The following is an 18,514-nucleotide window of genomic DNA, read 5'->3' on the forward strand; positions in this document are numbered from 1 at the left end:
CGTCAGTGGGCGGACGCTTCCGGCTGGCCGCCGCGGGCCAGTTCGGCCTCCAGCCACTGCACGGCCTGCTCCAGCGCCTCGAGTTTCTCGCGGGTGCGCAGCAGCACCGCGCGCTGCACCTCGAATTCCTCGCGGGTGACCAGATCGAGCTTGCCGAGGCCCGACTGCAGGACCGCCTTGAAGTTCTCCTGGATCTCGTCGCGGCTGTCGCGCAGCGAAGCGGGGACCAGGCCGCTGAGGCGGCGGGCGAGTTCGTCGATGTGGGTGAGGTCGATCATGGGGGAGTCTCCGGGTTCGATCCCAGCATGCCCGGAAGCGGACGCGAGCGCCGTCGGGGCGAAACGCGACGTGCCGTAGGAATAATCCGAACGCTCGGGATCGATGGGGCGTCGCATTGTAACGGCCGTCGCGCGGAGGGGCGGTGCGCTATGCTGCGGCCGGTTCCGATGGAGATCGCGTGATGAAGATGGTCGTGGCGATCATCAAGCCCTTCAAACTCGACGACGTGCGCGAAGCGCTGGCCGACGCCGGCGTGACCGGCATGACCGTCACCGAGGTCAAGGGCTTCGGCCGCCAGAAGGGGCACACCGAGCTCTACCGCGGCGCGGAGTACGTGGTCGATTTCCTGCCCAAGCTGAAGATCGAGATCGCGGTGGCCGACGACCAGGCCGACGGCGTGGTCGAGGCGATCCTGAAGGCGGCCAGCACCGGCAAGATCGGCGACGGCAAGGTGTTCGTGCACGCCCTGGAGCGGGCGATCCGCATCCGCACGGGCGAGCTGGATACCGATGCGCTGTAGCGGCCGCCGCGCGCGGGCGCGGCGCCGCTGAGGACTTCAGTCCAGCCCGGCCGCGACGAACGGCGGCAGCGCCTGCGCGCCGCGGTGCACGTCGGCGCTGTAGTAGCGGGTCTCGAACGCCTTGGCGCGCGCGTCGGCCTCGCGGAAATCGAAGCCGCCGGACTTGCGCGCCAGCGTGCACGACCACCAGCCGGTCGGGTAGCAGGGTTGCGGGAACGGCAGGGTCTGGAATGCGGCAAAGCCTGCCGCGCGCATCTCCGCGCGCATCTCGGCGATCAGGTCCAGCAGCGCCAGCGGCGATTCCGACTGCTGCACCAGCAGGCCGTCGGCCTTCAGCGCGCGGAAGCAGGAGGCGTAGAAGGCGCGGTTGAACAGCCCTTCGGCGGGGCCGACCGGATCGGTCGAGTCGACGATGACCAGGTCGAGGCTGTCGGCGGGCGCGTTGGCCATGTAGGCGACGCCGTCGTCGAACAGCAACTCGGCGCGCGGGTCGCCGTTGGATTCGCACAGCTCCGGGAAGTGCTTCTCCGACATCCGCGTGACCTGCTCGTCGATGTCGCACTGCACCGCGCGTTCCACGCCGGGGTGCTTGAGCACCTCGCGCAGGGTGCCGCAGTCGCCGCCGCCGATGATGACCACGCGCTTCGGGTCGGGATGGGTGAACAGCGCCGGGTGCGACATCATCTCGTGGTAGAGGAAGTTGTCGCGCGAGGTCAGCATGACCGCGCCGTCGATCAGCATCAGCCGGCCCCAGTCGGTGGTCTGGTAGATCTCGATCTTCTGGAACGGCGACTGCACCTCGTCGAGCTTGCGCTCGATGCGGAAGCCGATGGACGAGCCGGTGCGCTCGAACGTCTCGTGGATCCAGTTGGCGGTCATGCGGGCGGTCTCGTGGCGGGCGGAGGAGCGGCGGACGTGGAGCGGCTGGCCGCGGCGGGGGGCGCATTGTAGCGAAGCGCCGCGGCGCCGGGCCGTCTACGATAGACGGTGGGGATGACGGAACGGGGGCGGACATGGCGTCGGTGCAGGCGTATCGGGAGCTGGTGGAGCGGCTGGAGGCGCAGGCGCGCGAGGCGCCCGGGCGCTACCGGGCCAAGGTGGCGCTGCTGGCGGCGCTGGGGTTCGCGGTGCTGGGCGGCGCGCTGCTGGCCGCGTTCGGCATGTCCGCGGGGCTGGTGCTGGCGCTGCTGGCGATCAGCCCGCTGCTGCTGCTCAAGCTGGCCAAGCTGGTGTGGATCCCGGTCGCGCTGGGCTGGCTGCTGCTGCGCGCGCTGTGGGTACGTTGTCGCCGCCGGAGGGTCACCGCCTGCGGGCGCACGAGGCGCCGCTGCTGCAGGCCGAGATCGAGCGCTTGCGCGCGCGCACGCGCGCGCCGCGGTTGGCCGGCATCGTCATCGACGGCGAGTTCAACGCCGCCGCGGCCAGCGTGCCGCGGGCGATGGGTCTGCTCGGCCACCGCCACTACCTGGTGCTGGGCCTGCCGCTGATGCAATCGCTCGGGCGCGAGCAGTTCGCCGCGGTGGTGGCCCACGAGTTCGGGCACTTCGGCGGCGGCGATGCCCGCTTCTCCGGCTGGATCTATCGGGTACGCACGAGCTGGTACCGCCTGCTGGACGCGCTCGCCGCGCAGCGATCGGGCCTCAACGCGGCGTTCGTGAAGTTCTTCGGCTGGTACGCGCCCTATTTCGACGCCTACAGCTTCGCGCTGGCGCGCGCCGCCGAGTACCGCGCCGATGCCGAGGCCGCGAAGGCGGTCGGGCCGCGCGTGGTCGGCGAAGCGCTGGTGCGTTGCGAGCTGGGCGCGCTGCGGCTGCAGCGGGAGTTCTGGCCGGCGCTGGAGCGTTCGATCCCGGAGCGCGCCGCGCCGCCGCCGGGGCTCTACCGCGACATGGCCGCCAGCCTGCGCGATGCGGGCGATCCGGCCTGGCTGCCGCAGCTGCTCGCGCGCGCCGCCGACTACGAGGACACCCATCCCACGCTCGCGCAGCGCCTGGCGGCGCTGGGGGTGGAGCCGGGCGCGGCGCCGGCGCCGGCGCAGAGCGCGGCCGAGGCGCTGCTCGGCGACCTGCTGCCGGCGCTGGAGGCGCGCTTCAGCGAGGACTGGCGGCAGGGCGTGGCCCCGGTGTGGGAGGAGCGTCATCGCCAACACGCGCAGGACGTCGCGCGGCTGGAGGCGCTGGAAGGGGCGACGTCGCGCACCGCCGACGAGGCGGTCGAATTCGCCCGCCTGAGCGCAGCGCTGCGCCCGGAGGCCGACGCGCTGGCGCTGTTCCGGGCGGCGCTGGCGCGCGCGCCCGACCGCGCCGACGCCCACGGCCAGCTCGGCGCGCTGCTGCTCGAGCGCGGCGACGCGACCGGCATCGGGCACCTGAAGGAAGCCATGCGGCTGGACCCGGGCTGTACGGAACTTGCGCTGCATCACCTGGAGCTGCATTACCGTCGCGTCGGCGACGATGCGGGGCTGGACGAGGTGCGCGCGCGTTGGGCCCGGCTGGACGCCGAGCGCGCGCGCTCGGCGCATGCGCGCGGCGTGCTGACCCTGCGCGACGCGTTCCTGCCGCACGGGCTCGATGCGGCGCAGCTCGCGGCGCTTGAGGCGGCGCTGGCCGGCGTGGGCGGGATCGGCGCGGCCTGGGTGGCGCGCAAGCGCATCGACGCCGATCCCGACGGCCTGCCGCACTTCGTGCTGCTGCTGAAGTGGCGCGGCCTGGTGGCGCGCGAGTCCGCGAAGCTGCAGGCGGTCGCCGACGCGCTGGCGCTGCCCGGTTCGTTCGTCGTGGTCACCGGCAGCGGCCGCCGCATCGTGGCGCGGCGGGTGAAGAAGGCCGCGGGCGAGCCGTTGCGGCCGGGGCGCTAGAATCTACCGCCCCCGCCGTCTTCCCGGATCCGCCCATGACCGCCTGGTCCATCGACCAAGCCCGCAAGACCTATTCGATCCCGCACTGGTCGGAAGGCTATTTCGACGTCGACGCGGCCGGCCGCGTGCTGGTGCGGCCGGCCGGCGCCGGCGGCGCCGCGCTGGCGCTGCCGGAGGTGGTGGACGCGGCGCTCGCGCAGGGCGCGAGCCTGCCGCTGCTGCTGCGCTTTCCGCAGATCCTGGGCGAGCGCCTGCGCCAGCTGCAGGCCGCGTTCGCGCAGGCGCAGGCCGACTGGGACTACGCCGGCGGCTATACCGCGGTCTATCCGATCAAGGTCAACCAGCACGCCGCGGTCGCCGGCACGCTGGCCGCCCACCACGGCGAGGGTTTCGGCCTGGAAGCCGGCAGCAAGCCCGAGCTGATGGCGGTGCTGGCGCTCAGCCGGCCCGGCGGCGTGGTGGTGTGCAACGGCTACAAGGACCGCGAGTACATCCGGCTGGCGCTGATCGGGCGCAAGCTGGGCCTGCAGACCTTCATCGTCATCGAGAAGCCGTCGGAGCTGCCGCTGGTGATGGAGGAGGCGGCCGCGCTGGGCGTGGAGCCGGTGCTCGGCGTGCGCATGCGGCTGGCCTCGCTGGGGTCGGGCAAGTGGCAGAACTCCGGCGGCGACAAGGCCAAGTTCGGGCTGTCGCCGCGGCAGCTGCTCGACCTGTGGAAGTCCCTGCGCGACGCCGGCCGCAGCGGCTGCCTGCAGCTGCTGCACTTCCACATGGGCTCGCAGATTTCCAACGTGCGCGACATCGCCAGCGGCATGCGCGAGGCCACGCGCTACTTCGTGGAGCTGTCCAGGCTCGGCGCGCGCATCGACTACGTGGACGTGGGTGGCGGGCTGGGCATCGACTACGAGGGTACCCGCTCGCGCAGCTACAACTCGGTCAACTACGGCATGCGCCAGTACGCCGGCAGCATCGTGCAGCCGCTGGCGCAGGCCTGCGCCGAGCACGGCCTGGCGCCGCCGCGCATCTTCACCGAATGCGGGCGCGCGATGACCGCGCACCATGCGGTGCTGGTGGCCAACGTGTCGGAGGTGGAGCGGGCGCCGGAAGGGCGCGTGCCCGATCCGCACGACGACGAGCCGGCGGTGATCCGCCACCTGCGCGACATCCATGCCGAGCTGGCCGAGCGCCCCGCGGTGGAGCTGTTCCACGAGGCGCAGCACCACCATGCCGAAGGCCTGGCGATGTACGCGCTGGGCCAGCTCGACCTGGTGCACCGCGCGCGCATCGACGATCTGTTCTACGCCATCGCCCACGCGGTGAAGGCGCGGCTGACCTACGACGAGAAGAGCCATCGCCCGCTGCTCGACGAGCTCAACGAGCGGCTGGTGGACAAGTACTTCGTCAACTTCAGCATCTTCGAGTCGATGCCGGACGTGTGGGCGATCGACCAGGTGTTCCCGATCGTGCCGATCGAGCGGCTGGACGAGGCGCCGGCGCGCCGCGGCATCATCGCCGACCTCACCTGCGATTCCGACGGCCAGATCGATACCTACGTGGAGAACGAGGACCTCGACAGCTCGCTGCCGCTGCATCCGCTGCGGCCCGGCGAGGCCTACCGGCTCGGCTTCTTCCTCGTCGGCGCCTACCAGGAGATCCTGGGCGACATCCACAACCTGTTCGGCGATACCGACGCGGTCGAGGTGCGCGCCGGGGACGGCGGCTTCTCGATCCAGCAGCAGCGGCGCGGCGACACCACCGACGTGATGCTCGACTACGTCGGCTACCGCCTCGACGACCTGCGCGCGGCCTACGACGCGCGGATCGAGGCCGCGGGCCTGCCGGGCGAGGAAGCCGCGCGCCTGCGCGAGGCGCTGGAGGCGGGGCTGACCGGCTACACCTACCTCGACGACTCGCCGCCGGGCTGAGCGGCCCGCCTCAGTACAGGTTCTTCTTGTAGTCCCGGTCCAGGCTGCGGCGCAGCAGCCCGGGCACGGCAGTCGCGGCGCGCGCCATGCCGGCCTGCAGGCCGCGCTCGCGGCTGAGGCCGACGTGCGCCCTGAAGATCTCGGCGGGGTCCAGCCGCGCGGTGGTGGGCCGCAGCGGCCACAGCCGCGCGCGGGCGAGCGCGGGGCTGGCGAAGGCGCGCAGGCGCGGCTCGTCGAGGCGGGTCGCCAGCTTCGGCGTCTTGCCGTCCACCGCGAACGGCGCGCACGCGTCCGCGTCCGCGCACAGCCGCGCGATGCCCGCCAGGTGCACGACGTCGTGCGAGCCCGGCACCAGCGCCAGCGCCGCCACCCGCGGCTGCGCCAGGATGTTGCGGAAGCTGTCCACCCGCCGGTTGCCGGGGCGGTCCGGAAACCAGGCCGCGCCGTCGCGCAGGCGCAGCAGCGCGCCCGCGGGATCGCCCTTGGGGCTGAGGTCGGCGCGTCCGCTGGCGTCGAGCGTGCCCAGGGCGAGGAAGCGGCTGGCCTCCAGCCGGGTGGCCGGATCGGCCGGCGGCGCCTCGCCGGCCGGCGAGGCGGCCCAGAAGCCGGAGCGGATCAGGGCCTTGGCGCAATGCAGGTAGCACTCCTCGACCTCGATCGCGATGCGGCCGCCGGCCACGGCGCCGACCCGGCCGTTGACGCGCAGCGTCTCGCCGAGGCCGGGGACGAGGAACAGCGTGCCGACGCCGGCGCCCTCGCGCGCCAGGGTAGGGTCGTCGAGCGCCTCCGCCGGCCAGGCCAGGCGGCGCTCGCCTTCCGCGTGGGCGAATCCCGCCGCCCCGCCGGCGGCGGTGACCGCGAGGCCGGCCGCGTCGCCGAAGACCGCGAACGCGCAGGGCGAGGCGGCGATCCAGTCGATCGCGTGGCGGTCGAGGTGGTCGATGACCTTCAGGTCGCGCGGGCCCGGCAGGCGGCCGACGCAGGCTTCCAGTTGCTCGGGATCGGTGACGTAGCCGCTCATGATCGGCGCTCCGGGTCGAAGACGGAACGGCGTGGCGGCGGCTGGCCGGGCGCGGGAGAGACGCGCCGGTCGCATTGTAGGCGCGCATGGCCGAGCGCGCACGGCGCCCGCGGCGCTCACTCGTCGCGCGCGACCTGGAAGCCGGCGAAGGACTGGCTGACCGGCATGATCTCCAGCCGGTTGATGTTGAGGTGCGGCGGCAGCGTGGCGACGTGGAAGATCTGCTCGGCGATGTCCTCGGCGGTCATCGGCCGGGCGCCGCGGTAGAGCGCGTCCGAGGCGGTGCGGTCGCCGTGGGTGCGCACCAGGGTGAACTCGGTCTCGGCCATGCCCGGCTCGATCGCGGTCACGCGCACGCCGGTGCCGTGCAGGTCGGCGCGCAGGCCCAGCGAGAACTGGCTGACGAAGGCCTTGGTGCCGCCGTAGACGTTGCCGCCCGGGTAGGGGTAGACGCCGGCCACGGAGCTGACGTTGACGATGACGCCGCGACGCGCGATCAGCACCGGCAGCAGCCGGTGGGTCAGCGTGGCCAGCGCGGCGACGTTGGTGTCGATCATCGTGCGCCAGTCCTCCAGGCTCGCGCGCTGCGCCGGCGCGGTGCCGAGGGCGAGGCCGGCGTTGTTGACCAGCACGTCGATGTCGCGGAAGCCGTCCGGCAGCGCGTCGATCGCCGCGGCCATGGCGTCCGCGTCGCGGACGTCGAACGCGGCCGCGTGCACGCGCTCGGCGCCGTGCGCATCGACCAGCGCCTGCAGGCGCTCGGCGCGCCGTCCGCAGGCCACCACGCGCCAGCCGGCGCTCGCGAAGCGGTCGGCGGTGGCGCGGCCGAAGCCGGAGGTGGCGCCGGTGACGAGGAGGGTGGAGGTCATGGGGTGTCGTCCTGTGCTGCGCGGGCACGCGCGCGCAGCGCGTCCAGCATGTCGTGGGAGATCTCGCGCCGGGCGACTACCCGGCCGGCGTCGATGTCGAGGAGCAGGTAGCGCGGATAGCGCGCGGAATACCCGGCGTGGTCGTCGCCGCCGCGCTCGCCCAGCGGCACGAGCAGTTGGCCGCTGTACCAGCGCGCGGCCACCGGCGCCCGCTCGCCCGGGAAGAACGCGTCCAGGGGCACCTCGGGCGGGTTCCGGCCGCAGGCGCCGGCGACCAGCCGCTGCAGCCGCAGCTCGCCGTCCTCGATCGCCCACCAGGCCTTGTAGCCGCGCCAGTTGGCCGTGCAGGCGCCGAGCGCCGGTGCGAACAGGCGCCGGAAGGTCGCCCAGTGCGCGGGCTGGTCCAGCAGCGCGCCGAACGGCTCGGCGTGCAGCGGCCGCGCCTGTCCATCCACGACGAGAGTGTCCGGGATCTGCTCGGTGGCGGCGGCGAGGGGCGTCAGGCCCAGGCCGAGCAGCGCCGACAGGAGCAGGCCTGCGCGGGAGCGGCGATGTGCGCGGTGCCGACGGCGTTCCATCCGATCTGCATGCGGTGACCGGCGCATAGCTTAGCGCGCGGGCCATGCGCCATCGCCCGCACGGGGCGAGACGGTGGCAGGGCGCGCTATTGCACCTTGATCGGCAGCGCGGGCAGGCCGCCGTTGTCGAGCTTCTGCTTGGCGTCGGCCAGCTCGGTGGCGCTGCCGTAGGGCCCCATGCGCACGCGGTACACGGTACGCCCGTTGGCGTTGCCCGATTCCACCCGCGCCGACAGCCCGAGCAGGGCGATCCGCGCCTTGAGCGCTTCGGCGTCGCCCGAGGCGCTGAAGGAGCCGGCCTGCAGCAGGTAGCGCGCGCCATCGGCGACGGCCGGGGCGGCGGCCGCCGACGCGGCGGGCGCGGTCGGCACCGCGGGCGCGGCGGCTGGCGCGGGCGTGGGCGTGGCGGCTGGCGTGGCCGCAGTCGCGGGCCGGGCCAGCTCGGCGGCGTCCTCGTTGCGCTGCGCGGCCTCGCGCTGCCTGCGGGTTTCCTCCGCGCGTGCGCTGGCGGCCAGCTCGGCGTCGGTCATCGGCACTTCCTGGCCGGGCAGCACGGTGTAGAAGTCGTAGTCGGGCTCGGTGGCGGGCAGCGGTGCGGGCGCGCTCCCGGCGGCGGGCGCCTGGCTGCCGCGCGCGGGCGCCGGCGCGGCGGGCGCTTCCTCGTCGCCGGCCGTGGCCGGCGCCGGCTGCGCGTCGGGGTTGGCGCGCGGACGGTAGAAGCCGTCCTCGCCCTCGGACTTCAGCAACCGCGGCGCCAGCATGACCACCGCGATGGTCAGCACGATGCCGATGACCATCCACGCCCAGCCGGGCAGGCCACCCGAACCGCCGTTGCGCCGCGCCTGCGATCTGCCACGTCTTGCTGCCACGTCCTGCCGTTCCTCGCATCGTCGGTCGCGTCGCGACCGGAATCACGTTTCTAGTGTATGCCGAAGCCGCCCCGCGCGCGCGCCGGCGCCCTGAACGCGCCCGGCGCCGCGCGCTACATGCGCTCCGGCGCGCCCACGCCCAGCAGGCCGAGCCCGTTGGCCAGCACCTGCCGTGTCGCCAGCGCCAGCGCCAGGCGCGCGTTGCGCACCGCGGGCTCGTCCACCAGGAACTGGTGATCGTTGTAGTAGGACTGGAACGCCTGCGCGAGCTCGACCAGGTAGGCGGCGATCAGGTGCGGCTCGAGCTGGCTGCCGGCCGCCTCCACGATCTCGGGCCAGCGCGAGAGCTCGGTCAGCAGGTCGCGGGTGGCCGCGCTGTCCAGGTCGGGCGCCTGCGCCAGGCCGTCCTCCAGGTCGAAGGCGAGGCCGCGCTCGTCGAGCTGGCGCAGCAGGCCGCAGATGCGCGCGTGCGAGAGCTGCACGTAGTAGACGGGATTGTCCAGCGACTGGCTGCGCGCCAGGTCGATGTCGAACACCAGCTGCGAATCGGGCTTGCGCGCGATCAGGAACCAGCGCGTGGCGTCGCGGCCCGCCTCCTCGACGAGGTCGCGCAGGGTCAGGTAGCTGCCGGCGCGCTTGGACAGCTTCACTTCCTCGCCGCCGCGCATCACCGTGACCATCTGGTGCAGCACGTATTCGGGCCAGCCCTCGGGGATGCCCACGTCCAGCGCCTGCAGCCCCGCCCTCACCCGGGCGAGGCTGCCGTGGTGGTCGGCGCCCAGCTCGGTGATGGCGCGCTCGTAGCCGCGCTGCCACTTCGACAGGTGGTAGGCGACGTCCGGCACGAAATAGGTGTAGCTGCCGTCGGACTTGCGCATCACGCGGTCCTTGTCGTCGCCGAAGTCGGTCGAGCGCAGCCACAGCGCACCGCCTTCCTCGTAGGTATGGCCGTGGGCGACGAGCTGGCGCACCGTTTCCTCGACCTTGCCGTCGGCGTACAGCGAGGACTCCAGGAAGTAGACGTCGAACGACACGCCGAAGGCGGCGAGGTCCTCGTTCTGCTCGCGGCGCAGGCTGGCCACGGCGAAGCGGCGGATCGCATCGAGGTCGTCGGGATCGTTGCGGCCCTCGACCGTATGGCCCTCGACCTCGACGCGATCGCCGCGCAGGTAGGCGGCGGCGACATCGGCGATGTAGTCGCCGTTGTAGGCATCGGCCGGCCATTCGGCATCGCCGGGCTTGAAGCCCTTGGCGCGGGCCTGCACCGAGCGGGCGAGATTCTCGATCTGCACGCCGGCATCGTTGTAGTAGTACTCGCGCGCCACGTTCCAGCCGTTGGCTTCCAGCACGCGGGCGATGCAGTCGCCGATCGCGGCGGCGCGGCCGTGGCCCACGTGCAGCGGGCCGGTGGGATTGGCCGAGACGTACTCCACGCCGGCGCGGCGCCCGGCGCCGGAGTCGTTGCGGCCGTAGGCCGCGCCCTGCGCGTGGACCGCGCGCAGCTGCGCCTGCCAGGCGGCGGGGGCGAGGCGGAAGTTGACGAAGCCCGGACCGGCGATCTCGACGCCGGCCAGCAGCTCGCTGCCGGGCAGGGCGTCGATCAGCGCCTGCGCCAGCGCGCGCGGATTGCTGCGCGCCGGCTTCGCCAGCAGCATCGCGACGTTGGTGGAGAAGTCGCCGTGGCCGCGGTCCTTGGGGCGCTCGACGACGAAGTCGGGCGAGGGCAGGTCGGCGGGCAGGGTGCCCTGGCGGCGCAGGGCGTCGAGGCCCTGCTCGATGAGGGCGCGAAGCTGGGATTTCACGGGTGGGCGCGTGCGAAGACGGGTCGCGCATTCTAGCCGACGCGTCCGACCGCGGGCGCCGCGACCGCGGCGTTCAGGCCGCGGCGCGCCATCCCCAGCCCGCCAGCGCGAGCAGCAGCGACAGCACCACCGCCGGCGCCAGCGCGCGCGGCCGGTACGGCAACAGGCCCAGGGCCAGCGCGACCCCGGCGACGGTCAGCCCGCCCAGCCACAGCAGCGGCCCGCGGTTCCAGCCCTCGGCCGACACCGAGGCGGCGAAGGCCAGCGCCAGCAGCGCCCAGCCGGCGATGCGTAGGCCGCGCAGCCTGCGCGGCACGGCGCCCTCGCTGCCGTAGAGGGCGCCGTAGTGCCGGGGCAGGCCCACGCACAGCAGGGCGAAGGCGGCGAAGCACAGCGACAGCGCGGCGAGCGTCATGCGGCGCGCCCGGCAGCCGCGGCCTGCTGCGCGCGCTTCTGCGCCGCGGTGGGCGCCGGACGCCAGCGCTGCATGCGTCGGCCCGCGACGCCGAGCGCAAGCCCCAGCCCCAGGCAGGCGAGGTCGACGCCGGCCAGGGCCCAGTCGCCGGCCGGCAGCGTGCGGCCCAGGTGGGCCTGCGTGGTGAGCGCGTTGAGCAGCGGCAGCAGGGCGAACAGTGCGGCGCCGGCGTAGAGCTGCCACGCCCACATCGCGCGCCGGGGCCAGGCCAGCGCCGCCGCCAGGGCCAGCGCCCACGCCGCGAAGAAGACGTGCGCCTCCAGCGCGGCGCGCTCGGCCGCGTCGAAGGGGATCAGGCGGTTGGCCCAGAAGAACGCCGCGAAGGCGATTGGCAGGCCGCCCACCGAGCCGATGTTGAGCGCATCGACCAGGCGCAGGCCGAAGCCGATGCGGCCGGCCTTCAGGTGCTGCGGCCTGCGCTTGACCGCCCACAGCACCAGGCCGCTGGCGACCATCAGGCAGCCGAGCAGGCCGGACCCGAACAGCAGCAGGCGCAGCCACGGCCCGGCGAAGCGGCCCAGGTGGAGCCCGTACATCACGCCGTGGGTCTGGGTGGCGCCGCCGGGCGGCGGGCTGCGCGCGAGCATCTCGCCGGTGGCGGCGTCGAGAACCAGGGAAGGCGCGCGCACCGAGAGCCGGCCGTCGATCCCGGGCTGGACCACCGCCACCGCGTTGGCATCGCCGGGGTGGTGGACGATCACGTGTCCCGGGCTGCGGTCGGGCCACTCGGCGCGCGCGGCCTGCAGCAGCCGCGCCGGCTCCGGCAGCGCGCCTGGCGCGCCGGCGGCCGCACGGACCTGCGGGGGGGCGTTCAGGGCTTCTTCGAAGAAGGGGTCGCTGCCGTGGGGGTAGGCCGCGTCGATCGCCCACGGCAGGTACAGGAACATCAGGGTGACCACGCCGGTGTAGGTGATCATCGCGTGGTAAGGCAGCGCGAGCACGGCGCTGGCGTTGTGGAAATCCAGCCACGAGCGCTGGCCCTTGCCGGGGCGGAAGGTGAAGAAGTCGATGAAGATCTTCTTGTGGGTCACGACGCCGGTGACGATCGCCACCAGCATGAACATCGCGCACAGCCCGACCAGCCAGCGCGCCCACAGCACCGGGATGTAATGCAGGTCGAAGTGCAGGCGAAAGAAGAAGTCGCCGCCGCGGGTATCGCGCGCGGCCACTTCCTCGCCGGTGGCCGGATCGACCAGGGCGCTGCCGAAGCGCGCGCGGCGGTCGACCGGGCGGCCGTCGGCCGGCGCGGGATTGCGCCAGAACATCGTCAGCTGCGGCGTGCGCGACGTGGGCAGCGCGACGTTCCACAGCTCGGCGCCGGCGGCGTGGCGCTCGAGGTAGCCGAAGGCGCGCGCCAGCGCGACCTCCGGCGCGACCTGCGTGCGCGGCAGCTCCGGGCGCGTCCAGCGGCCAATCTCGTCGCGGTAGTAGCTGGCGGTGCCGGCCATGAAGATCAGCAGCAGCAACCAGCCGACCAGCAGCCCCGTCCAGGTGTGCAGCCAGGCCATCGACTGGCGGAAGCCCTCCTTCATGCCGCGCCCCCGAGCCAGCGGGCGATCAGCCACATCGCCGCGGCCGCACCGGCGATGCCGAGCCAGGCGCGCGCGGCGCTGCGCGCGGCGAAGGCCCACATCGCGGCGACGGCGTACAGCGCGATGCCGGCGAGGAGGCCGGTCAGCGTCGCCTGCGCACGCGGCATGGGCAACGCCAGCGCCAGCAGCATGCTGGCCGAGGCGGCGAACGCGTAGCCGCCCAAAAGCGCGGCGAGGCTGCGCGACAGCACGCCCAGCCGGTACGCGGCCATCGAGGCGGCGGTGGCGCCGGCGCGACGGCTCATGCGCAGCGCCTGCGGCATGCCCGGCGGCAGGGCACGAGGCAGCCTGCCGCCGGCGCAGGGCGCGGCCGTGGCGCGCGGACGCGAAGCGGAGCCGGCGGGCGGCGACGGGACAACGGAAACGGGTGCGACATCGGACTTCGGACCACCATCTGCCGGACCGGCGGCGATGGCTGACCAGTCGAATCTTCCAGGCGCGAAGCGGCCGGCCTTGCGGGCGGACCGCTTTGCGCGCGTCGTGCGAGGGGCGCCTTTGAACCGAGCGCTCCCGACGCGAGCGGGGAATGATACTCATTCCCCGGCCCGGGGGCAGTCCTCAGAGTTCGCCGCGCGCGGCCATCGACACCGGCGGGCCGTCGCCGACGATGAAGTGGTCGAGCAGGCGGATGTCGACCAGCTTCAGCGCCTGCTTGAGATGGGCGGTGACGCGCCGGTCGGCCAGGCTGGGTTCCGGGTTGCCGCTGGGATGGTTGTGGCCCACGATCACCGCGGCCGCGTTGTGCCTCAGGCCGCGCCGGACGACCTCGCGCAGGTGGACTTCCGTGCTGTCGATGGTGCCGTGGAACAGTTCCTCGAACTGGATCGCCCGGTTGCGCGTATCCAGGAACAGCGCCGCGAAGATCTCGCGTGGGCGGTGGCGCAGGCGCTGAGCGAAGTAGCGGCCGGCCGAGGACGGGTCGGACATCCAGTCCCCGCGCTTCAGATCGTCATCCAGGTAGCGCTTGCCGAGTTCCAGCGCGGCCGCGATGCAGGATGCGCGCGCCAGCCCGATTCCGGGCAGGCGCATCAGCTGGGGCGGGCTGCGTTCGAGCACCGCGCGCAGCGAGCCATGCCGCCTCAGGATGCCGCGGCCGGTGGCGAGCGCATCCTCGCCGTTCACGCCGCTGCCGATGAAGACCGCCAGCAGTTCCGCGTCCGACAGGACGCTGGCGCCGTGTTTCATGATCTTCTCGCGCGGCCGCTCGCTTTTTGGCCAATCGCAGATACGCATGACGTTCTCCTTGGGAAGGCGCGCCACGGCGGACGGCCGGCACGGCGAGGGGAGGGACCGTGCGTCGGCGGGCCGCCGCCGTGGCGCTGGCCCCCATTCAAGCGCGCCCCTGGCGGACGAACAGCCGGGCGGATGCCTGGCATCGGGTAAGCTGTCCGCCCCCGTACGTGTCGGATTTCTTCGCAAGCCGATGAGCGCCCCCTCCTCGCCTCTGCACGGCCTGCTGCAGGACCAGCGGGTGCTGGTCTGCGTCGGCGGCGGCATCGCCGCCTACAAGGCCGCAGACCTCGTGCGCCGCCTGCGCGACGCCGGCGCCCGGGTGCGGGTGGCGATGACCGAGAACGCCCAGCGCTTCGTCGGTACCGCCACGTTCCAGGCGGTCTCCGGCGAACCGGTGCGCACCTCGCTGTGGGACGCGGCGGCGGAAGCCGCCATGGGCCACCTCGAACTGGCGCAGTGGGCCGACCGCGTGGTGGTCGCCCCCGCCACCGCCGACCTCATCGCGCGCCTGGCGCACGGCTTCGCCGACGACCTGGTCGCCACCCTGTGCCTGGCCACCGACGCGCCGGTGGCCATCGCCCCGGCGATGAACCACCGCATGTGGCGGCACCCCGCCACCCAGGCCAACGTGCGCACGCTGCGCGAACGCGGCGTGCGGGTGATCGGCCCGGACGACGGCCCGCTGGCCGAGGGCGAGTCCGGCCCGGGCCGGCTGCGCGAGCCGGAGGCGATCGTGCGCGAGCTGGCCGGATGAGCGCTTCGCTGGCGGGCAGGCGCGTCGTGGTCAGCGCCGGGCCGACCTACGAGGACATCGACCCGGTGCGCTTCCTCGGCAACCGCAGCAGCGGCAAGATGGGCTTCGCGCTCGCCGCGGCCGCGGCGCGGCGCGGCGCCGAGGTGGTGCTGGTGGCCGGCCCGGTGGCGCTCGCCACGCCGGCGGGCGTCTCGCGCGTGGACGTGCGCTCGGCGGCGCAGATGCGCGAGGCGGTGTTCGCCGCGCTGCCGGCCGATGCCTACATCGGCGCCGCCGCCGTGGCCGACTACACGCCGCGCCGGCCCTCGCCCGAGAAGGTCAAGAAGACCGGCGAGACCCTGCTGCTGGAGCTGGTGCGCACGCCCGACATCCTGGCCGAGCTGGGCGCGCACGCGCTGCGCCCGCGGCGCCTGGTCGGGTTCGCCGCCGAGACCGGCGACCTGGCGCGCTACGCCCAGGACAAGCTGGTCCGCAAGCGCCTGGACATGATCGCCGCCAACCGCGTGGACGTTCCCGGCCAGGGTTTCGAGGGCGACGACAACGCGCTGTCGGTGTACTGGCCCGGCGGCGAGCGCACGCTGGGGCCGGCGCCCAAGACCGAACTGGCCGAGCGCCTGCTCGACCTCGTGTTTCCCGATTGAGCCGTTCCCCGGCCGAACCCCCACCGGTGCCGCGGCGCCGGTCCAGCACGGAGCCCGCGTGTCCGCCCACCATCTCCTCCAGGTCCGTCGCCTCGACGCGCGCTACGGCGCCGAGTGGCCGCTGCCCGCCTACGCCACCGCCGGCAGCGCCGGCCTCGACCTGCGCGCGGCGCTCGACGCCGACCTGACCCTGCACCCCGGCGATGCCGCGCTGATCCCGACCGGGCTGGCGATCCACATCGCCGATCCGGGCCTGTGCGCGATGATCCTGCCGCGCTCGGGCCTGGGCCACCGCCACGGCATCGTGATGGGCAACGGCACCGGGCTGATCGACGCCGACTACCAGGGCCCGCTGATGATCAGCGCCTGGAACCGCGGGCGCGCGCCCTATGCGATCGCCCCCGGCGATCGCATCGCGCAACTGGTGCTGCTGCCGGTGGTGCGCGCCGAACTCGCGCTGGTCGACGACTTCGAGGCGAGCGCGCGTGGCGCCGGCGGGTTCGGCCATACCGGCCTGCGCTGAGCGCAGCGGCTGCGGTACCCGCGGCCGCGCAATCGCGCTAGGGTATGCCGCGCACGGGCGGCGCCGTCGCGGCGCCGCGACGGCGCGCGGGCCGCGGCTCGCGGCCGACAGGTCCAGGGGGACGACAGGATGACCGAGACCCAACCGCACAAGGCGCGGCAACTGCTGGCCCGCGCACGCCCGGCCATGCCCGCCGTCGCGATCGTGCTGCTCCTGCTGGCGGCCTGGCTGGCCTGGAGCGGCTGGCGCCAGATCGAGGACGAGCATCGCCGGACCGGCCTGCAGCAGGCGCGCGACGCCACCGTCGAGGCGGTCGGGCGCGCGCTCAAGAGCGAGCAGGATCGGATGGCCGCCCGCCTCGAGTCGCCGCAGGTGCGCCAGCCGTTGCTCGACGGCCGCCTGGAAGCCGCCGCGGCCGCGCTCGCGCACGAATGGCCGGGCCTGGAGGAGGCCGCGGTCTACCCGCCGGCGCTGGAAAGCGTGTACGCAGGCCTGCCGGCGGGCAGCTTCGGCCGCGCGGCGGTGCTGGAGGCGGCGATGATCGAGGACCGCGCGGTGGACTGGGTCATCCGCGAGGACGACGCCCTGCGGCTGGCGGTGGCGATGCCGGTCCGCGATGCGCGCAACGCGCTGGCCGGGGTCGCGTTCGCGCGCCTGCCGCTCGCGCGCGTGGAGGCCGCCTTCCAGGCCGCGGACATCGACGGCGAGCGCATGTACCTGGCCGTGCGCCAGGGCGGCGTCACCCTGCTTGAACGCGGCAGCGCCCAGTATGCCGGCGCCGCCGAACGGCTGGCCGCGCCGGTGCCCGGCACCGGCCTGCGCATCGCCGCCGCGATGCCGCACCCGGTGGCCGCGCCTTTCGGTCTGTCCGGGCCGGCGACGGTCGGCGCCGCGCTGGCGCTGCTGCTGCTGGCCTACCTGTGCTGGCGCGTGCTGCCCAGCCTGGGCCGCGCCGCCGCGGACGCCGGCGACGACGCGCCCACGCTGTCCGAGGCGGTCGCGCTCGCGCGCACCCAACCCGTTCCTTCCGCCAACGCATCCGAGGTCAAAGACGTGCCCCAGTCCCAGCCAGCCCGCATCGATCGCAGCATCTTCCGCGCCTACGACATCCGCGGCGTGGTCGGCGAGACGCTCGATGCCGGCGTCGCCGCGCTGATCGGGCAGGCGATCGGCTCGTTGATGCACGAGCAGGACCTGACCGACATCGTGATCGGCCGCGATGGCCGCCTCTCCGGCCCGGACCTCGTCGCCGGCCTCATCGAGGGCCTGCGCCGCGCCGGCCGCAACGTGATCGACATCGGCATGGTGCCCACGCCGGTAGCCTACTTCGGCGCCTATCACCTGCGCACCGGCTGCTGCGTCTCGCTGACCGGCAGCCACAACCCGCCCGACTACAACGGCTTCAAGATCGTCGTCGGCGGCGAGACGCTGTCCGGCGACGCCATCGTCGATCTCCACTCGCGCATCAGCGAAGGTCGCCTGTACGCCGCGCCCGCGCCCGGCGGACTGCAACAGCGCGACATCGCCCAGGACTACGTGGAGCGGATCGCCTCCGACGTGCAGACCGAGCGCCCGCTCAAGGTGGTGGTGGATGCCGGCAACGGCGTCGCCGGCGAGATCGGCCCGCGCGTGCTGGAGGCGATCGGCGCGGAGGTCGTGCCGCTTTACTGCGAGATCGACGGCACCTTCCCCAACCACCATCCCGACCCGAGCGAGCCGCACAACCTCGAGGACCTCGCCCGCATGGTCGCGCAGCTCGATGCCGACCTCGGCATCGCCTTCGACGGCGACGGCGACCGCCTCGGCGTGGTGACCCGCGATGGCGAGAACATCTACCCCGACCGCCTGCTGATGCTGTTCGCCGCCGACGTGCTCGAGCGCAACCCGGGTGCGGTGATCCTGTACGACGTCAAGTCCACCGGCCGCCTGCCCGGCCACATCCTGCGCCACGGCGGCAGCCCGCTGATGTGGAAGACCGGGCACTCGCTGATCAAGGCGAAGATGCGCGAGACCGAGGCCGAACTCGCCGGCGAGATGAGCGGCCACTTCTTCTTCGCCGAACGCTGGTACGGCTTCGACGACGGCATCTACGCCGCCGCCCGCCTGCTGGAGATCCTGGCCGCGCAGCCGGAAGCGCCCAGCGCCGTGCTCGCCGCGCTGCCGGCCGGCGTTTCCACGCCCGAGATCAAGGTGCCGGCCCCCGGCGGCGACCCGCACGCCTTCGTCGAGCGCTTCCAGGCCGCGGCCCGGTTCGACGGCGCGCGCCTGTCCACCATCGACGGCCTGCGCGCCGACTGGCCCGACGGCTGGGGCCTGGTCCGCGCCTCAAACACCACCCCGGTGCTGGTGCTGCGCTTCGACGCCGACGACGAGGCCGCGCTCGACCGCATCCGCGAAGCCTTCCGCGCCGAGCTGCTGGCGGTGGAGCCGGAGCTGGCGCTGCCGTTCTGAGGGGCTTCCGACACGGCCCTGCGCTCAGCAGCGCGCGCCATCGCGCCAGGAACGCCGGCGCTTGTCTGCGCAATGCACGAGTGCTAAAAGCCGGCAATCTCCCAACTCCTGGTTGGAACGGATAT

Annotated in this window: 17 protein-coding genes and 1 pseudogene; 7 read left to right on the forward strand and 11 right to left on the reverse strand. The window is 73.7% G+C overall.

What is annotated here, in order from left to right:
* Positions 1–2 precede the first annotated feature (2 nt).
* On the reverse strand, positions 3–278 hold the full coding sequence (ubiK, locus tag Z164_RS0100780) for a ubiquinone biosynthesis accessory factor UbiK (RefSeq protein ID WP_024888848.1): 276 nt from the start codon (positions 276–278) through the stop codon (positions 3–5).
* Between the two features lie 182 nt (positions 279–460).
* Here ubiK and Z164_RS0100785 point away from each other — a divergent pair, with 182 nt between their 5' ends.
* Positions 461–799, forward strand: coding sequence for a P-II family nitrogen regulator (locus Z164_RS0100785; RefSeq protein WP_024888849.1), 339 nt, complete (start codon positions 461–463; stop codon positions 797–799).
* Positions 800–835: 36 nt separating this feature from the next.
* On the opposite strand, the gene speE is transcribed toward Z164_RS0100785, so the two are convergent.
* The gene (gene speE / locus Z164_RS0100790; RefSeq protein WP_024888850.1) at positions 836–1,678 is read right to left on the reverse strand and encodes a polyamine aminopropyltransferase; all 843 of its coding nucleotides are present in this window, start codon (positions 1,676–1,678) and stop codon (positions 836–838) included.
* Between the two features lie 134 nt (positions 1,679–1,812).
* Here speE and Z164_RS23170 point away from each other — a divergent pair, with 134 nt between their 5' ends.
* From Z164_RS23170 to speA, 3 genes are read left to right on the forward strand one after another with little or no spacing between them, the layout of a single operon-like run.
* A complete protein-coding gene (locus tag Z164_RS23170) occupies positions 1,813–2,286 on the forward strand; it encodes a hypothetical protein (protein ID WP_024888851.1) in 474 nt (157 codons plus the stop codon).
* On the forward strand, positions 2,286–3,656 hold the full coding sequence (locus Z164_RS21200) for a M48 family metalloprotease (protein ID WP_236621731.1): 1,371 nt from the start codon (positions 2,286–2,288) through the stop codon (positions 3,654–3,656). Before Z164_RS23170 ends, Z164_RS21200 begins: the two co-directional genes overlap by 1 nt.
* Positions 3,657–3,691: 35 nt before the next feature.
* On the forward strand, positions 3,692–5,581 hold the full coding sequence (gene speA, locus Z164_RS0100805) for an arginine decarboxylase (protein WP_024888853.1): 1,890 nt from the start codon (positions 3,692–3,694) through the stop codon (positions 5,579–5,581).
* A gap of 10 nt (positions 5,582–5,591) precedes the next feature.
* Here speA and Z164_RS0100810 read toward each other — a convergent pair whose 3' ends face one another.
* The 9 genes from Z164_RS0100810 to radC all read right to left on the reverse strand — a co-directional run bounded on the left by Z164_RS0100810 (position 5,592) and on the right by radC (position 14,020).
* Positions 5,592–6,602 (reverse strand): pyridoxamine 5'-phosphate oxidase family protein, encoded by a 1,011-nt coding sequence (locus Z164_RS0100810; RefSeq protein ID WP_024888854.1) that lies wholly within the window; start codon positions 6,600–6,602, stop codon positions 5,592–5,594.
* Positions 6,603–6,718: 116 nt separating this feature from the next.
* On the reverse strand, positions 6,719–7,471 hold the full coding sequence (locus tag Z164_RS0100815) for an SDR family NAD(P)-dependent oxidoreductase (protein ID WP_024888855.1): 753 nt from the start codon (positions 7,469–7,471) through the stop codon (positions 6,719–6,721).
* Complete coding sequence (locus tag Z164_RS0100820) at positions 7,468–8,049, reverse strand: hypothetical protein (RefSeq protein WP_024888856.1); 582 nt, start codon at positions 8,047–8,049, stop codon at positions 7,468–7,470. Before Z164_RS0100820 ends, Z164_RS0100815 begins: the two co-directional genes overlap by 4 nt.
* An 86-nt stretch (positions 8,050–8,135) precedes the next feature.
* On the reverse strand, positions 8,136–8,918 hold the full coding sequence (locus tag Z164_RS0100825) for an SPOR domain-containing protein (protein WP_024888857.1): 783 nt from the start codon (positions 8,916–8,918) through the stop codon (positions 8,136–8,138).
* A gap of 113 nt (positions 8,919–9,031) precedes the next feature.
* Positions 9,032–10,720, reverse strand: coding sequence for an arginine--tRNA ligase (gene argS / locus Z164_RS0100830; RefSeq protein ID WP_024888858.1), 1,689 nt, complete (start codon positions 10,718–10,720; stop codon positions 9,032–9,034).
* Positions 10,721–10,793: 73 nt separating this feature from the next.
* A complete protein-coding gene (locus Z164_RS0100835; protein WP_024888859.1) occupies positions 10,794–11,135 on the reverse strand; it encodes a DUF3325 domain-containing protein in 342 nt (113 codons plus the stop codon).
* Positions 11,132–12,727, reverse strand: a complete 1,596-nt coding sequence (locus Z164_RS0100840) for a PepSY-associated TM helix domain-containing protein (RefSeq protein WP_024888860.1) — start codon at positions 12,725–12,727, stop codon at positions 11,132–11,134. Before Z164_RS0100840 ends, Z164_RS0100835 begins: the two co-directional genes overlap by 4 nt.
* Positions 12,724–13,032, reverse strand: a complete 309-nt coding sequence (locus tag Z164_RS0100845; protein WP_052338320.1) for a hypothetical protein — start codon at positions 13,030–13,032, stop codon at positions 12,724–12,726. The genes Z164_RS0100840 and Z164_RS0100845 overlap by 4 nt, the downstream gene beginning before the upstream one ends.
* Before the next feature lie 313 nt (positions 13,033–13,345).
* A complete protein-coding gene (radC, locus tag Z164_RS0100850) occupies positions 13,346–14,020 on the reverse strand; it encodes a RadC family protein (protein ID WP_024888862.1) in 675 nt (224 codons plus the stop codon).
* Between the two features lie 190 nt (positions 14,021–14,210).
* On the opposite strand from radC, the pseudogene coaBC reads away from it, so the two are divergent.
* From coaBC to Z164_RS0100865, 3 genes and pseudogenes are all read left to right on the forward strand, one after another.
* A pseudogene (gene coaBC, locus Z164_RS19675) lies at positions 14,211–15,415 on the forward strand (bifunctional phosphopantothenoylcysteine decarboxylase/phosphopantothenate--cysteine ligase CoaBC).
* 58 nt (positions 15,416–15,473) lie between these two features.
* A complete protein-coding gene (gene dut, locus Z164_RS0100860; protein WP_024888863.1) occupies positions 15,474–15,938 on the forward strand; it encodes a dUTP diphosphatase in 465 nt (154 codons plus the stop codon).
* 129 nt (positions 15,939–16,067) lie between these two features.
* Complete coding sequence (locus Z164_RS0100865; RefSeq protein ID WP_024888864.1) at positions 16,068–18,389, forward strand: phosphomannomutase/phosphoglucomutase; 2,322 nt, start codon at positions 16,068–16,070, stop codon at positions 18,387–18,389.
* Positions 18,390–18,514: the final 125 nt, after the last annotated feature.

It is taken from the genome of Luteimonas huabeiensis HB2 (assembly GCF_000559025.1).
Taxonomy (GTDB): domain Bacteria; phylum Pseudomonadota; class Gammaproteobacteria; order Xanthomonadales; family Xanthomonadaceae; genus Luteimonas; species Luteimonas huabeiensis.

Coding starts and splice junctions, on each gene's coding strand:
- ubiK (WP_024888848.1), bottom strand. CDS start 278: ATGATCGACCTCACCCACATCGACGAACTCGCCCGCCGCCTCAGCGGC.
- Z164_RS0100785 (WP_024888849.1), top strand. CDS start 461: ATGAAGATGGTCGTGGCGATCATCAAGCCCTTCAAACTCGACGACGTG.
- speE (WP_024888850.1), bottom strand. CDS start 1,678: ATGACCGCCAACTGGATCCACGAGACGTTCGAGCGCACCGGCTCGTCC.
- Z164_RS23170 (WP_024888851.1), top strand. CDS start 1,813: ATGGCGTCGGTGCAGGCGTATCGGGAGCTGGTGGAGCGGCTGGAGGCG.
- Z164_RS21200 (WP_236621731.1), top strand. CDS start 2,286: ATGCAATCGCTCGGGCGCGAGCAGTTCGCCGCGGTGGTGGCCCACGAG.
- speA (WP_024888853.1), top strand. CDS start 3,692: ATGACCGCCTGGTCCATCGACCAAGCCCGCAAGACCTATTCGATCCCG.
- Z164_RS0100810 (WP_024888854.1), bottom strand. CDS start 6,602: ATGAGCGGCTACGTCACCGATCCCGAGCAACTGGAAGCCTGCGTCGGC.
- Z164_RS0100815 (WP_024888855.1), bottom strand. CDS start 7,471: ATGACCTCCACCCTCCTCGTCACCGGCGCCACCTCCGGCTTCGGCCGC.
- Z164_RS0100820 (WP_024888856.1), bottom strand. CDS start 8,049: ATGGAACGCCGTCGGCACCGCGCACATCGCCGCTCCCGCGCAGGCCTG.
- Z164_RS0100835 (WP_024888859.1), bottom strand. CDS start 11,135: ATGACGCTCGCCGCGCTGTCGCTGTGCTTCGCCGCCTTCGCCCTGCTG.
- Z164_RS0100840 (WP_024888860.1), bottom strand. CDS start 12,727: ATGAAGGAGGGCTTCCGCCAGTCGATGGCCTGGCTGCACACCTGGACG.
- Z164_RS0100845 (WP_052338320.1), bottom strand. CDS start 13,032: ATGAGCCGTCGCGCCGGCGCCACCGCCGCCTCGATGGCCGCGTACCGG.
- radC (WP_024888862.1), bottom strand. CDS start 14,020: ATGCGTATCTGCGATTGGCCAAAAAGCGAGCGGCCGCGCGAGAAGATC.
- Z164_RS0100865 (WP_024888864.1), top strand. CDS start 16,068: ATGACCGAGACCCAACCGCACAAGGCGCGGCAACTGCTGGCCCGCGCA.